Genomic DNA, 13,199 nt, shown 5'->3' on the forward strand with positions numbered 1-13,199 from the left:
CCCCCACGAAGGCCGTTAATCCAGCTCTCCAAGTAACGCATCAAATACCCAAGCTCCACACGCAACCCTAAAAAGGTTGCGTGACCCCACTCGACCTCAAAAAGGTGAATTAGCAATGAAAGCTTTATTGGTTCTGGCCCTCAGCAGTCTGTGCGCAACCGCCATGGCAGACGAGGTCCCGACTGATGTCGCACAGCAACAACCGGTGATCGAGGAATACACTTACTCCACACACCTGGACATCGCCAAAGTTGTATCGATGAGCGAAATTCCAAATGTCTGTGAAGTAGTACCGGCAAAAATGGAATACGACGACTCCAAAGGCCAACGCCACATCCTGCGCTACAGCATCATGGGCAATGGCTGCACAAACTGAATCAGACTGCACCGAATCGGTTCGCTCAGCGCTACATTGAGGGTCGATTCCAGCCCGGCTTAGGTCGGGCTCAGTTGTGTCTGGAGCCGTTAAAAACGGTTGCAAAACACTAGATATAGTGAAAAACCCGATTTTCTGGCTATTTTTTAAACAAAAAAACACCTGCCAAAAAATTAACGAAAAAAAATCTGCCAGGGTCGACTCCGCGCAAAGCCCTGTAATCCCTCGGTCGGATCGAAATCCGCCCCCTCCTCGGCCTCGCCATGAGCCGATTCGCCGCACCACGCCGGTAAAAATTTCCCTATAATGCCGCCCCATACGGGTCAGCAATATTCCCTTACAGGGAGCAAAAGCCATTCTGAAGCCCCGCAACAGTGCCAGACGCTGATTGCGCCCATCAGAGGCTCTCGGAACCCGTCAAAATTTCTGTTTATTTGCCTGCGTGCAGCGCTGCAAAAAACGACATCCAACGCGGCTTGTTTGGCCGTGTGAAAAACCAACCCATCAGGTTTCACACGGGCACAAGCCCTCACGCAGGAGACGACACGTCATGCTGAGCTGGGACGAATTCGATAAAGAAGACAGTGAAGTCGCAACCGTGAAAGGCGCCAACGCCGGCCACGCAAGCGAAGCCAACATGGACCGCCTCGACAACGCTGGCGGCGCCGCCGCGCTCGAAGCCCGCGCCGTCACCGCCGACGACTCGGCCGCCGTGGCCCGCGCCAAGGCTGCACTGAACTCCCTCGACGTCGCCGAAGGCCTCGCCGAACTCGAAGGCGCCTCCGCCCGTGTCGCCGTTGACGAAAAGCGCATGATCAACTGCCGCGCCGACCTCAACCAACTCGTGCCATTCAAGTACGACTGGGCCTGGCAGAAGTACCTGGACGGTTGCGCAAACCACTGGATGCCGCAAGAAGTCAACATGACCGCCGACATCGCCCTCTGGAAAAACCCGGAAGGCCTGACCGACGACGAGCGCCGCATCGTCATGCGCAACCTCGGCTTCTTCTCCACAGCCGACTCCCTGGTAGCCAATAACCTGGTCCTGGCCGTGTACCGCCTGATCACCAACCCGGAATGCCGCCAGTACATCCTGCGCCAGGCGTTCGAAGAGGCGATCCACACCCACGCCTACCAGTACTGCATCGAATCGCTGGCCATGGATGAAGGCGAAATCTTCAACATGTACCACGAGATCCCATCGGTCGCGAAAAAGGCAGCCTGGGGCCTGAAGTACACCCGTTCGATCTCCGATCCGAAGTTCGAAACCGGCACCCCGGAAACCGACAAAGAGTTGCTGCGCAACCTGATCGCCTACTACTGCGTTCTGGAAGGCATCTTCTTCTACTGCGGCTTCACCCAGATCCTCTCCATGGGCCGCCGCAACAAAATGACCGGCGTCGCCGAGCAGTTCCAATACATCCTGCGCGACGAATCCATGCACCTGAACTTCGGCATCGACGTGATCAACCAGATCAAAATCGAAAACCCACACCTGTGGGACGCCGAAATGAAGGAAGAAGCGACCCAGATGATCCTGCAGGGTACGCAGCTGGAGATCGAATACGCGCGTGACACCATGCCTCGCGGCGTATTGGGTATGAACGCGGCGATGATGGAGGATTATCTGAAGTTCATCGCTAACCGTCGTTTGTCGCAGATTGGTTTGAAAGAGGAATATCCAGGGACAACTAACCCGTTCCCTTGGATGAGCGAGATTATGGACTTGAAGAAAGAGAAGAATTTCTTTGAGACGCGCGTGATCGAATACCAAACTGGTGGTGCGTTGAGCTGGGACTAATAGTCTCGGTTGGCATGATTTGACGATTGCTGCCTGAGTCGACAAGTCGAGAAAGCAAAAAGCCCCGATCTGATCGGGGCTTTTTTGTGGGCGATCGGCGAGCCTTTTTACGCCTACGTCACAGCGCTCAATCTCCTACAGCACTTACGGTCGCTTCCCATTGAAGCCTGCCACGCACACTACTAAGCTCTATCGCAGGTGCCTAAGAAACGCCCAACGTAGAAAGCTTGGTCAGTGACACAGACGTGGAATTCGTCGGTGGTAACTGCTCTGCTCGTTGGGATTTCTTATGTCAGCTCTACGTTGGGGTCAGGTCCTCCCAAAATCCATAACGTAGAGGTCATAGATATGTCTGATCCATGCTCGGTAACTGTTTTCTCTCGCCACAATCTTTCTCTACATGCCCTTCTATGGGAAAACCAGCCTTGGTTTTCCGCCCGCGATGTCGGCCGCCTGATTGGTTTCCATCTGAATGATCGGGTGGTCAATAAGCTAGATAGCGATCAACGCCGCATTATGTGGATTGAGTACTTTCGAGAACCCGAACAGCAACTGATGCTTAGTGAATCTGGGGTGTACGCGCTGTTGGTGTATCACTACGTACCGGGAAATCGGTTGCTGCGTGAGTGGTTGACCAATGAGGTAGTGCCAACCTTGCGCGACGCTGCAGATTCAGGACATTCGAATCGGCCAATGTTGAGCTTGTTGGATTGGCCGGAAATGTCACTGAGTTTGCTGCATTGGCAGGATGAGGGGTGGATTCGGCTACGGGATATGCCGCACCTGTTAAATGATCAGACGCAGCGGAGAGCAACTACGATTCGACCTTGGTGGCGACGAGTTGCTCAGGCGTTCCAATCTTCGAAGCGCTCAATGGGCTAGGTGACGTGTTTATAGGAGCACTTTCGAGCCCCACGACTCTTCATAAGCAGTTCATGACAGCCTTTCAATATCGACCGAGGGTTCGCACCCTCGGCGATCGTATGGGTAGAAAAAAGAACAACCGTGATTGGAATATTCAACCTTCAATTGCTTCCAACCGAAGCTTCAATCTCTGATTCACCAATGCGCCATGCACCCCAGAATGAATTTCCCGGTGACAACTTGGACATACAGCTGCCACATACCGTGGGTGGTCTAAACCACCATCGGAGAGCCTATTCACATGATGAGGTTCTAAATAGGGTGTGCCATCTTTCTTCAAGAATGGAGCAGGCATCTCACAGCTTTCGCATATTCCCTGAGCACGCATCAATACGTAGAACGAGACCTTCCGGCTACGCTGATAAATCTTACGGGGGGCGGATTGCCCGAATCCATCACTGCTAAGCTTACACGCAGCCACCGCGACCAGCCGCGCAGCAGCCAGAGACTCGGGAAGGTCAGCCTTGTCCCCGTACTCGTCACCAACTTCAATCGTTCCGCCAGAAATACCGACTGGGACTAGTCGAAAAACAATAGCCGCACGATCCTGGCCAGTAACATCAGGTTGAATCCGCGTGAACATATCTGCACAAGAAAATTCACCTACATAAGCGCAGCCTTTACCTTTGCCGAGTGACTTAAACAAATGCAGTGCTCGGCCGTCCACGGCATGCTCAGCAATGGCGCGGTTGCCACGAGTCAAAGTCATCGCACCTCGCTGTCCTTCACCCGTGTAAAGGTATGCGCCGTCGTCCCAACGATCTGCATAACCGTATTGTTCACCGCTGTCGCCAGTAAACAAAAAAATCACTGGATAGATAGCTGACGCTGCAATGCCACTTTGGCGACTACCACCGAACGGCCCATTGATTTCAGTTTTTCGGTCATAAACAACCCCTGGCGTGAACTGCAACAAAAGCTCACCTTCTTCACGAGGTAACTCCACAATAGTGAAGCCTCGCTTCTTAAGGTAACTGTTGGTCGGATGTCCACCCGAAAAATCGCCTACCGCAATGCCAGTCGCCAAAGAGACAATTTTCTTCGCTGGATACAGGGCCCCGCCCGCGTCAATGGCATAACGATGCGATTGGTTTTTTTCCCAGCCTTGCCACTCAGGCCTACTCCGAAATTTGTGATCAAACTCCAGCATCGCGCTGCCTATTCGTTCCTTCGAGACCGCTTTGATCACCACGAGTGCCGCCCTTTGTAGTCAATGGCTGTAGGAAATTTCCTATAGTCGCCAAACTACAAAAGGGTTTCAATACATGACAGAGCAAAGAGCCACTATTTCCAGGCGTTGCCTTTAATATCGGCGTGCTCCCCCTAACTCGTTTACTCGTCTTAATGCGCCATCTTCTCCTCAAGGATCCGAGCCCCACCATGAAATTCGATCTCGCCTACTGCCTCAGCCTCGACGACAAGTTGTCGATCTATGATGTTCGCGATCTCAATTTCGATGAGACGGTTGCCTTCGACTCCGCGAAGGAGAACTTCCAGTGCCCCAACGATGCTTGTCGTTCGGCGTTCGAGGCGTCAAACGAACTGGGCACGTTCAACGCCAAGAACGTGAATTACGTGCGCACGCCGCACTTCAAGAATCTGCCCACTACGCAGCATGTGGCGGGTTGTCCGTACGTGAGTTTGAAGGCGTCGGCGTCTGGCGTTGAGACAGCCGATGGCGAGGTGGATGACGGGCGTGAGGAACACTTCCCATCGGAGTTGTTACTGACCCGGCGTGAGTATGTGCGCAAGCCTGTCACGCCAGCGGGGGTGGCTGATGTGTTGCGCGATGAGCCGGCGCGGGCGGCGGCGGACGCTGGTAAAGAGTCGGTGGGTCGTGAGTCGGCGCCGGACAAGACCAGTGTGTTTGCGCATCCGGTGGAATGTTTTGTTTCCAACTTCGCCGATAAGGACTTGCTCAAGCGCATGCCGTTGAAGATTGGCGAGCATACGGCGCCGTACAGTTCATTCTTCAAAAAGATTGAATATCTGACGGACAACAAGGGGCTGATTTACTGGGGGCGGATCAAGAAGATCGAGGACTTCCACAGTGCCAGTTTTCGGATCGATTTCGAGGACAAGGTTTGGTTCAAGAAGCCCGAAGACAGTAAGAAGAAGCCGTATCCGGTCAGCGTTTATCTGAACAAGAAGCTGATCGACAACTACCGCAAGCGCAAGGCGTTTCTGGAGGAGATCAAGCACGCGGTGGATAGCGACAAGGCGTTGTTCTGTTTCTTCTATGGCGTAACACCGGAGTTGAAGCAGGTGCCCGGCAAGAAGAACCCCGAAAAGCCGTTCGAGGTCTTCAATGCCAATATCGAGAACCTGGATCACTTCATTATTCGTGAAGCGCCGGGGTTGGAGTGAGGTTCAGTTGATGCGCAACCCTTCCCCAAACGCTCGAATCTCCCGCTCCGCCTCCCTGCGTCGCTCAAGTGCAGCCTGAACGCCCAGCTCTTCCACCCCACAATACTGCCGCAACCAATGCGCGAGCATTTCTTCATCAGGGCGGAAGTAATCCTTTCGGTCCTTGGTGTTTCGAATTTGCGAGTTCATTTGCGCGTCGAAACCGATGGCTGCACGTTCGCCTTGGGGCAAGCAACCCCACTCTGTCGCGCAATCCTCGAAGAACCAGGCGATTTGTTCGATGTGCTTTTGTGCGCTGCGATGGCCACGGCGATAAAAACGATGCTCGCGGCTCAGCTCTAGACGATCGGTCATCGTCCCCGCGTCGATCCATTGCATGAGGTCATGATTGATTGCATCGCGGATCAAACCTTCGCGCCAAGGCTGGTTAAACCACGCCACAAACCCTTCGGCGTCGGCCTTTTTGGCATCGGCCAGGATCAGGCAATAACGGGTTTTGACATGAATGGCCAACAACACATGTTTGCGCTGCACAGTGATCGCATGGACCAGCCACTGTTCGTCCGCACCATTCAGCTCATCATCCTCAATAACTGATGACGGCGGTTTGGTATCCACCGGCGTGATCATTTTGCCTTTATGGACTCGGCTGAAAAACTTGCTGGCGGCTTCGGTGCAATTGAAGATCAACATTCAGATTCTCTTGGAAACGCGGGTGACATTGGGTCAGTAATCTCGAACGATCTCTTCGACCTACTCAATTTCATACGGTCGACTTTCGATATCAGCGGTAGCTCATCTTGTCCACATACCCAGCATCACGATCAAAAGTAAGCCGACATAGATCTGGGCATGCACCCGATCCGGTATCCGCCCTATCCACGGCGCAGCCAATCTGACCCCCAGCAACGAACCAACCGTCAGCAGCGCAAACGCCCACACATCGACATACCCTACATACCAAACGCCCAAATCAGCCCCAGTGAAACCGGCCAGCGCCATGTACGTCAGCGTGCCGGCCAGCGCTACCGGCACGCTGAGCGGATTGGCCATGGACGTCGCTTGCGACATGCTCAGGCCGCAGCGGCGCAGCAGCGGCACGGTCATGACGCTTCCTCCTACGCCGAGGAAGGTCGCGATGGCGCCGATGCCTACGCCGCCGGCGGATGTTTCCCTGGTGGTCAGTCGCCGTGGGATTGTCGTTTGGGACTGTGCGAGAAATCCTCGACGCAGCAGGCAATCGACGATGGTCACGCCCAGGTAGGCGATGAATGCGTAGCGGATCACTTCGCCGCTGACCCACATCGCAGCAATGGCGCCAACGACAGCGCCCACGCCAATAAACCCGCCCAATGGCCAAAGGTATTCCCGGAGCAGATTGCCGGCACGTTGGTGTTTGCGTGTAGCGATCAGGGCGTTGACGATCATCACGCAGGTCGAAGTGGCTACGGCAATGTGCATGGCCGATTGTGCGATGAGGTCGTCAGTTGCGTGGCTAGCGGTGAGCACGCGATAGAGCAGCGGCACGATGACGAAGCCGCCGCCGAAACCGAAGAGCACGGCGCTGATGCCGGTGAGGCAACCGAACAGCGTAAGCAGGAGGTAGAACATGGAGGGCGTCCAGGATCGGGGGAGCCCAGGACATTAGAGCGTGATGCACTGGCCGGCTTCAGTAGTTGGGCCAATAATGTTCGCGTTTACGCCAATCGTTGGAACACGCCTGATGCGCAATATTTCGATCAATCAGCTCGATGACACGCCTCGCCCGGTCGTGGCCATCGGTACCGATTATTCCCACGGCCACCTACTCCCGTTTCATACACATCGTCGTGGGCAATTGCTCTACGGCGCCACTGGCGTGATGCAGGTCAGCACTCAGAACGGTAACTGGGTGGTGCCGCCGCAGCGTGCGGTGTGGATCCCGCCGGGCGTGGCCCACGAGGTGCTGATGCTCGGGGTAAGCACGCGCAGCCTCTATATCGAACCGGGCCCGGTGGATTTGGGCCCGGACTGCCAAGTGCTGAGCGTGTCGTCGCTGCTGCGGCATTTGCTGATGGAAGCGGTGGACGTGCCGCTGATGTACGACCAGGCCGGCCGCGACGGTATGCTGATCAACTTGCTGTTGCATGAACTGACGCGCAGTGCGCCCCTTCCCCTACACATTCCTATGCCCGTCGAAGGAAAGCTCCTCAGTCTGTGTCAGATCTTTCTGAACATGCCCAACATCCATCAATCCCCGCAGCATTGGGCGGACCAGTTACACATAAGCTTGCGTACCTTTAACAGATTGTTTCGGCAGCAGACCGGGCTCAGCTTTCGTCAGTGGCGCCAGCAAGCCTGCGTGATTCAGGCACTGGCACGGCTGGCGGCAGGGAAATCCGTGACGCGGATTGCTCTGGACTTCGGCTATGAGAGTCCGGCGGCGTTTTCCACGATGTTTCGGCGAGTGCTGGGTCAGGCACCGTCCGTCTGGTTGGAGCCGGCGAAGTAGGCAAATTCAAAAATTGCGTTTGATCCCGGCCGAAAACAACTGTACAAAAACACAGTACATTTTCAATCAGCACTTTTGAGCCCGGAGCACACCATGGCCTCTCTTGCGATGAACCACGTCCTCGAACGCATTGCCCTTTTCCAATTCACCCCGACCCACTGCGTCCAGGCCCGCGCCATGCTGGGCTGGAGCGTTGAACAACTGTCGCGCGAGGCCGAGGTGGCGGTGGCAGATATCCAGCGGTTCGAAGCGCAACTGGACGTAGCGGACGCCGCGAGACTGGCACTGGCTTATCGGTTTGAAGCGCAGGGGTTGGTGTTCTTCCCGGGGTTTGCACCGGGGCGCAGTGTCAGGGCGCAGGGTATGGCGGGGGAATCGGTGGGGCGTGGGGATTTTGCGATGGCTGACTGAAATGGCAATTTGATAATTATTCCAAAATAGGTATATTTCGCATGAGTGCAAGGAAGCCGCTTATGTGGGTCTGCAGTAGTAAAAAAGATCTCAAGCAGATGCCCACAGAGGTCCAAGACGTTTTTGGTCACGCACTGGATCTGGCTCAATGTGGCCTGAAGTATTCAGATGCAAAGCCATTGAAAGGGTTCGGAGGCGCAGGTGTCCTGGAGTTGATAGAAGACTTCGACACCGACACCTACCGCGCCATTTATACGGTTCGTTTTGGCAGTGCAATTTACGTTTTGCACTGCTTTCAGAAAAAGTCGAAAAGCGGGATTAAAACCGCCCAGTCGGACATTGATCTGATCAGAAACAGACTTCGAGCCGCCCAGGAACATGCGAAAGGATCAGAAAACCATGGAGATTGAAGTAGGTAGCGGAAACGTCTATCACGATCTGGACTTACCCAATGCAAGTGAAATGCAGGTGAAGTCGCAGCTCGCAGCGAAAATTGGCGCAATCATTAAGGCGCGTCATCTCACTCAGATTCAGGCGTCAGAAATCTTGGGACTCTCACAGCCCAAGCTTTCCGAAATGCTGCGTGGCAAATTTCGCGGAATCAGTGAGGCCAAAATGATGGAATGCCTTTCACGTCTCGGACGAGATGTGCAAATTGTAGTCAAATCGGCCCCCCGATCACGGAAAGAGGGCCGTATTGAGGTGGTATTCGCTTGAGGCGAACGCGTCAGGCATTCTGAGCAAGCGCCTCCCCCTCCTCTTCAACCGCCATCCACCACGCACTCCCCCGTTGTGGATGCGCAAGGTTGAACGCCTCCCCCATTCGCGGTGTGGTAATCGCAATACTGCGTTCCCACGCGAGGGCAAGGATGCGGTCGAAGGGTTCATGCCAGGCGTGCATGGCCAGGTCGAAGGTGCCGTTGTGGATCGGGAAGAGCCAGCGGCCCTTGAGGTCGATGTGGGCTTGCAGGGTTTCTTCCGGTTGCATGTGCACGTGGGGCCATTCGACGTTGTAGGCGCCGGTTTCCATCAGGGTCAGGTCGAACGGGCCGTATTGTTCGCCGATGCGTTTGAAGCCGTCGAAGTAACCGCTGTCGCCGCTGAAGAAGATTCGTGTGTCGGCATCGATTATCACCCATGACGCCCACAGCGTGCTGTTGCCGTCGAACAGGCCACGGCCGGAGAAATGCTGCGATGGGGTGGCGACGAAGCGGATGCCGGCGATTTCGGTGCCCTGCCACCAGTCGTACTGGCGCACCTTGCTGGCGTCGATGCCCCATTTGATCAGGGTGTCGCCCACGCCGAGTGGAGTCAGGAAGTAGGTGGTTTTGGCGGCGAGTTTGACTACCGCTTCGTAGTCGAGATGGTCGTAATGGTTGTGCGAGAGGATCACCGCTTCGATCGGCGGCAACTCGTCGATGCTGATCGGTGGCTGATGGAAACGTTTCGGACCCGCCCATTGCACCGGCGAGGCGCGCTCGGCGAAGACCGGGTCGGTGATCCAGAATTTGTCGCGCAGCTTCAGCAACAGCGTTGAGTGCCCCAAGCGGTAAACGCTGTGATTGGGCGCTGCGAGCAGATCTTCGCGTGTAAGCGGCTGCACGGGAATGGCGGCGCTCGGACGGGTGTCGCGCGGCTTGTGGAAAATCATGTTCCACATGATCCGCAACATCTTACGCAGGCCTTCGCGCTGCACCGGCGCATGATTGCGAAACAGCCCTTGATCCTGGCGCGAGGCCTCAGGCGTGGGAGTGTTGTCCGGGAGGGAGACTGGATTGGCCATGACTGAACGACTCCGAAAAACCGTGTGCTGCACGGTATTCCACGGGAAATGAAAATGGCCAAGCTGCACGCAAAGGCCAAACGCTCTGGTTTGTAAGGTGCGAGGATTAACGCAACATTACACTGAGCGGTGTAGTTTCTAGGTTGCATCAAAGCCGGCGCCAAGTAAACTGCCGAGTGTAATTTCCTCCCTTCTCTGCTGAAGTCCGCTCATGACCGCTCCACAACGCCTCACCGACCGCAAACGCGAAGCTATCATCCAGGCGGCGATCGCCGAATTCCGTGCCCACGGCTTCGAAATCACCAGCATGGACAAGATCGCCGCAACGGCCGGCGTGTCGAAGCGGACGGTGTACAACCACTTCCCGAGCAAGGAAGAGCTGTTCGCCGAGATCCTTAATCAGTTGTGGGCGCGGATCATTGCCGAGCCGTCGGTGCGCTACAACCGCGAGCAACCACTGCACGAGCAACTGCGCCAGATGCTGCGGGAAAAGGTGCAGATGATGGCTGACGAGAATTTTCTCACCCTTGCCCGGGTGGCGATTGCGGCAACCATTCATTCCCCAGAGCGCGCGCAAAACATGATCGAGCGCATGGGCGAGCGCGAGGAAGGCCTGACTGTCTGGATACGCGCAGCACAAGCCGACGGCCGGCTGAAACCGGTGGACCCGGAATTTGCCGCGCATCAAGTGCAAGGGTTGCTCAAGGCGTTTGCGTTCTGGCCGCAGATCTCACTCGGCCGCGCGGCCCTTGATCCAGACGCGCAGAACACGGTTGCCGAGTCTGCACTGGAGATGTTCCTGGCGCGGTACCAGCACTGATTCCCAAGGTGCGCCGAGACCTGTACAACTAATCTTGGAAAAAGTTATACAAACTTGTGAAAAATTCCTTTCTTGTACAACTTTATTAAGTTTTGTATAAGTAGCCATCTGCCAGTAACGGAACGCTGGCATTGAGCAGTCACCACCGAATGCCGTCCGTGCATTTCGGTCTGCCGGCGCAGGAATAGGGACTGAATCCTTTTGATTTTTCCCACTCCCGAGTATCGCAAGCATGTTTTTCAATCGCCAGAAAGCCGCCCTCGCTGAATTGCAACACACCGTTTTTGACCAAGCTGCAATGCTCGAAGCGATCAACCGTTCGATGGCGGTGATCGAGTTCGATCTTGATGGCATGGTGTTGCGTGCCAATGACAATTTCCTCAAGACCATGGGCTACACGGCTGCCCAGGCGATCGGCCAGCCGCACCGGCACTTCTGCACACCAGAGTTCGGTCGCAGTGCTCAATACACCGAGCTTTGGTCGCGCTTGAAAAACGGTCAGTTCCAGTCCGGCACTTTTGAACGAGTCGACAGCAAAGGCCAGCCGATCTGGCTCGAGGCCAGTTACAACCCGATCAAGGATGCGTCGGGACGGGTGGTCAAAGTGGTCAAGTACGCGATGGATGTCACCGCCAAGGTGCAGCAGGAGAACGAGGCCAACGCCAAGTTGCAGGCGATCGATCGCGCGATGGCGGTGATCGAGTTCGATCTGGACGGCAACATTCTTACCGCCAACCAGAATTTTCTCACGCGCATGGGTTACAACCTCGCAGAGCTCAAAGGCCAGCATCACCGCTTGTTCTGCACCCCGGCGCTGGTCAACAGCGGCGCCTATCAGGATTTCTGGCGGCGCCTGAATCAGGGCGAGTTTTTCCACGGGCAGTTCGAGCGTGTGGATAAGCGCGGTCAGATCGTCTGGCTGGAAGCCAACTACAACCCGGTCTACGACGCTTCGGGGCGCTTGTACAAAGTCGTGAAATTCGCGTCTGACGTTACCGCCCGTGTCGAACAACACGAGCAGGACGCGCGCAGTGCGAGCACCGCTTATCACATCTCGGTGGCGACGCGAAAAGTCGCCGAGCAAGGTACGCAGGTGATTCAACAGGCTGCCAGCGAAATGCGCGAAATCGCCGAGGACATCAGCCAGTCCTCAACGCTGATCGCGCAACTGGGCGAGCGCTCCGAACAGATCACCGCCATCGTCAACACCATCCGCGCGATCGCCGATCAGACCAACCTGCTCGCCCTCAACGCCGCCATCGAGGCGGCACGCGCCGGTGAACAGGGTCGCGGCTTTGCCGTGGTGGCCGATGAAGTCCGGCAACTGGCCGCGCGCACCAGCGGTTCCACCGCCGAGATCTCCACCATGATCAGTCTGATCCAGAGCGAAACACGGCAGGCGATCAAGAGCATGCAAGGCACCCGCGACCGCGCCGCAGAGGGCGTGGAACTGGCCAATCAGGCCGGCACGGTGATTCTGCAGATTCGCGATGGCGCCAGTGAGGCGGTGGATGCAGTGAGCATGTTTGCCAATGAGCGGGTGCCGAATTGAGGTTTGTGCAGGGTCGATAGAACGAGTCGCGACCTTCGCGGGCTTGCCCACGAAGGTCGTCCGCCACAACGCAGAGCTATAGTGACGACACGTCCCAAGCCCCGCCGAGAGCCCCATGAATAACGAAAAATCCGAAATATCCAACGCCCCCATCGATCACCTGCGCTTCCACCGCCCCCACGCCCATCTGAATACGACCTTCGGCAACGACGCCTTCGCCCTGCGCGCCGAAGCCTTTGCGCGATTCTTCGGCACGCCGCTGTTCCTTGGAGCGCAAACCTTGATCGTTGCGGTATGGATCGCTCTCAATGTATGGGGCGTGACTCAATTCGACGTCTACCCGTTCATCCTGCTGAACCTGGCCTTCAGCCTGCAGGCGGCCTACGCCGCGCCATTGATCCTGCTTGCGCAAACCCGTCAGGCCGCGCGAGATAAAGCGCAGGCTGACGCCGATGCGCAGCACCGCGAAGCGCTGGCACAGGCCAATACCGAACGTCAGGCTGAGGCGGCGAAGAATTCCGCGCAATTGCTGGCGTTGCTGGAACAAAACACCCGCCTTTCCGAAATGACGAAAACCCTCACCGAGCGCATCGAAGGCCTGACCAGCGAGTTGCACGCTCACGTGTGCCAGAACTAAGGCCGCCTTCGCGAGCAGGCTCGCTCCCACATTGGAT

General features: G+C 56.2%; 15 protein-coding genes. 11 read left to right on the forward strand and 4 right to left on the reverse strand.

Annotated features, from left to right (window positions below):
* The first annotated feature begins 115 nt into the window (after nt 1-115).
* The 3 genes from AB4N53_RS12800 (at nt 116) to AB4N53_RS12810 (ending at nt 3,059) form a co-directional block, all read left to right on the forward strand.
* The gene (locus tag AB4N53_RS12800; RefSeq protein WP_016773580.1) at nt 116-376 is read left to right on the forward strand and encodes a DUF2790 domain-containing protein; all 261 of its coding nucleotides are present in this window, start codon (nt 116-118) and stop codon (nt 374-376) included.
* A gap of 550 nt (nt 377-926) precedes the next feature.
* Nucleotides 927-2,177: a ribonucleotide-diphosphate reductase subunit beta gene (locus tag AB4N53_RS12805; protein ID WP_016773579.1), complete on the forward strand. Its 1,251-nt coding sequence runs from the start codon at nt 927-929 to the stop codon at nt 2,175-2,177.
* Nucleotides 2,178-2,525: 348 nt separating this feature from the next.
* Nucleotides 2,526-3,059 carry a BRO-N domain-containing protein gene (locus tag AB4N53_RS12810; protein WP_460120866.1) on the forward strand — a complete coding sequence of 178 codons (534 nt, stop codon included), beginning with the start codon at nt 2,526-2,528 and terminating at the stop codon, nt 3,057-3,059.
* A gap of 136 nt (nt 3,060-3,195) precedes the next feature.
* Here the strand turns inward: AB4N53_RS12810 and AB4N53_RS12815 are convergent, their stop codons facing one another.
* On the reverse strand, nt 3,196-4,293 hold the full coding sequence (locus AB4N53_RS12815; protein WP_460120868.1) for an HNH endonuclease: 1,098 nt from the start codon (nt 4,291-4,293) through the stop codon (nt 3,196-3,198).
* 188 nt (nt 4,294-4,481) lie between these two features.
* Here AB4N53_RS12815 and AB4N53_RS12820 point away from each other — a divergent pair, with 188 nt between their 5' ends.
* Nucleotides 4,482-5,468 carry a hypothetical protein gene (locus AB4N53_RS12820; RefSeq protein WP_460120870.1) on the forward strand — a complete coding sequence of 329 codons (987 nt, stop codon included), beginning with the start codon at nt 4,482-4,484 and terminating at the stop codon, nt 5,466-5,468.
* Between the two features lie 3 nt (nt 5,469-5,471).
* Here the strand turns inward: AB4N53_RS12820 and AB4N53_RS12825 are convergent, their stop codons facing one another.
* Nucleotides 5,472-6,161, reverse strand: coding sequence for a DUF6933 domain-containing protein (locus tag AB4N53_RS12825; protein ID WP_460120872.1), 690 nt, complete (start codon nt 6,159-6,161; stop codon nt 5,472-5,474).
* 102 nt (nt 6,162-6,263) lie between these two features.
* Nucleotides 6,264-7,079 (reverse strand): sulfite exporter TauE/SafE family protein, encoded by an 816-nt coding sequence (locus AB4N53_RS12830; RefSeq protein WP_460120874.1) that lies wholly within the window; start codon nt 7,077-7,079, stop codon nt 6,264-6,266.
* A 112-nt stretch (nt 7,080-7,191) separates the two neighbouring features.
* On the opposite strand from AB4N53_RS12830, the gene AB4N53_RS12835 reads away from it, so the two are divergent.
* The 4 genes from AB4N53_RS12835 (at nt 7,192) to AB4N53_RS12850 (ending at nt 9,087) form a co-directional block, all read left to right on the forward strand.
* On the forward strand, nt 7,192-7,959 hold the full coding sequence (locus tag AB4N53_RS12835) for an AraC family transcriptional regulator (RefSeq protein ID WP_460120876.1): 768 nt from the start codon (nt 7,192-7,194) through the stop codon (nt 7,957-7,959).
* A 93-nt stretch (nt 7,960-8,052) separates the two neighbouring features.
* On the forward strand, nt 8,053-8,370 hold the full coding sequence (locus AB4N53_RS12840) for a helix-turn-helix domain-containing protein (RefSeq protein WP_460120878.1): 318 nt from the start codon (nt 8,053-8,055) through the stop codon (nt 8,368-8,370).
* 98 nt (nt 8,371-8,468) lie between these two features.
* A complete protein-coding gene (locus tag AB4N53_RS12845) occupies nt 8,469-8,780 on the forward strand; it encodes a type II toxin-antitoxin system RelE/ParE family toxin (protein ID WP_202883384.1) in 312 nt (103 codons plus the stop codon).
* Entirely contained in the window at nt 8,770-9,087 is a 318-nt protein-coding gene (locus AB4N53_RS12850) for a helix-turn-helix domain-containing protein (protein ID WP_122602120.1), read from the forward strand. Before AB4N53_RS12845 ends, AB4N53_RS12850 begins: the two co-directional genes overlap by 11 nt.
* Before the next feature lie 10 nt (nt 9,088-9,097).
* Here the strand turns inward: AB4N53_RS12850 and AB4N53_RS12855 are convergent, their stop codons facing one another.
* Nucleotides 9,098-10,153 carry an MBL fold metallo-hydrolase gene (locus tag AB4N53_RS12855; protein ID WP_460120881.1) on the reverse strand — a complete coding sequence of 352 codons (1,056 nt, stop codon included), beginning with the start codon at nt 10,151-10,153 and terminating at the stop codon, nt 9,098-9,100.
* Between the two features lie 211 nt (nt 10,154-10,364).
* Between AB4N53_RS12855 and AB4N53_RS12860 the strand changes: the two genes are divergently transcribed.
* The 3 genes from AB4N53_RS12860 (at nt 10,365) to AB4N53_RS12870 (ending at nt 13,162) form a co-directional block, all read left to right on the forward strand.
* Nucleotides 10,365-10,973: a TetR/AcrR family transcriptional regulator gene (locus AB4N53_RS12860; protein WP_460120883.1), complete on the forward strand. Its 609-nt coding sequence runs from the start codon at nt 10,365-10,367 to the stop codon at nt 10,971-10,973.
* Nucleotides 10,974-11,205: 232 nt separating this feature from the next.
* On the forward strand, nt 11,206-12,525 hold the full coding sequence (locus AB4N53_RS12865) for a methyl-accepting chemotaxis protein (protein WP_460120885.1): 1,320 nt from the start codon (nt 11,206-11,208) through the stop codon (nt 12,523-12,525).
* Between the two features lie 115 nt (nt 12,526-12,640).
* Nucleotides 12,641-13,162 carry a DUF1003 domain-containing protein gene (locus AB4N53_RS12870; protein ID WP_460120887.1) on the forward strand — a complete coding sequence of 174 codons (522 nt, stop codon included), beginning with the start codon at nt 12,641-12,643 and terminating at the stop codon, nt 13,160-13,162.
* Nucleotides 13,163-13,199 lie beyond the last annotated feature (37 nt).

The organism is Pseudomonas sp. H3_E04, assembly GCF_054668915.1.

What these genes read in the sequence shown, in the direction of transcription:
- AB4N53_RS12825 (WP_460120872.1), bottom strand. Translation starts at nt 6,161, where the DNA reads ATGTTGATCTTCAATTGCACCGAAGCCGCCAGCAAGTTTTTCAGCCGA.
- AB4N53_RS12800 (WP_016773580.1), top strand. Translation starts at nt 116, where the DNA reads ATGAAAGCTTTATTGGTTCTGGCCCTCAGCAGTCTGTGCGCAACCGCC.
- AB4N53_RS12845 (WP_202883384.1), top strand. Translation starts at nt 8,469, where the DNA reads ATGCCCACAGAGGTCCAAGACGTTTTTGGTCACGCACTGGATCTGGCT.
- AB4N53_RS12805 (WP_016773579.1), top strand. Translation starts at nt 927, where the DNA reads ATGCTGAGCTGGGACGAATTCGATAAAGAAGACAGTGAAGTCGCAACC.
- AB4N53_RS12820 (WP_460120870.1), top strand. Translation starts at nt 4,482, where the DNA reads ATGAAATTCGATCTCGCCTACTGCCTCAGCCTCGACGACAAGTTGTCG.
- AB4N53_RS12830 (WP_460120874.1), bottom strand. Translation starts at nt 7,079, where the DNA reads ATGTTCTACCTCCTGCTTACGCTGTTCGGTTGCCTCACCGGCATCAGC.
- AB4N53_RS12810 (WP_460120866.1), top strand. Translation starts at nt 2,526, where the DNA reads ATGTCTGATCCATGCTCGGTAACTGTTTTCTCTCGCCACAATCTTTCT.
- AB4N53_RS12870 (WP_460120887.1), top strand. Translation starts at nt 12,641, where the DNA reads ATGAATAACGAAAAATCCGAAATATCCAACGCCCCCATCGATCACCTG.
- AB4N53_RS12855 (WP_460120881.1), bottom strand. Translation starts at nt 10,153, where the DNA reads ATGGCCAATCCAGTCTCCCTCCCGGACAACACTCCCACGCCTGAGGCC.
- AB4N53_RS12850 (WP_122602120.1), top strand. Translation starts at nt 8,770, where the DNA reads ATGGAGATTGAAGTAGGTAGCGGAAACGTCTATCACGATCTGGACTTA.
- AB4N53_RS12840 (WP_460120878.1), top strand. Translation starts at nt 8,053, where the DNA reads ATGGCCTCTCTTGCGATGAACCACGTCCTCGAACGCATTGCCCTTTTC.
- AB4N53_RS12860 (WP_460120883.1), top strand. Translation starts at nt 10,365, where the DNA reads ATGACCGCTCCACAACGCCTCACCGACCGCAAACGCGAAGCTATCATC.
- AB4N53_RS12835 (WP_460120876.1), top strand. Translation starts at nt 7,192, where the DNA reads ATGCGCAATATTTCGATCAATCAGCTCGATGACACGCCTCGCCCGGTC.
- AB4N53_RS12865 (WP_460120885.1), top strand. Translation starts at nt 11,206, where the DNA reads ATGTTTTTCAATCGCCAGAAAGCCGCCCTCGCTGAATTGCAACACACC.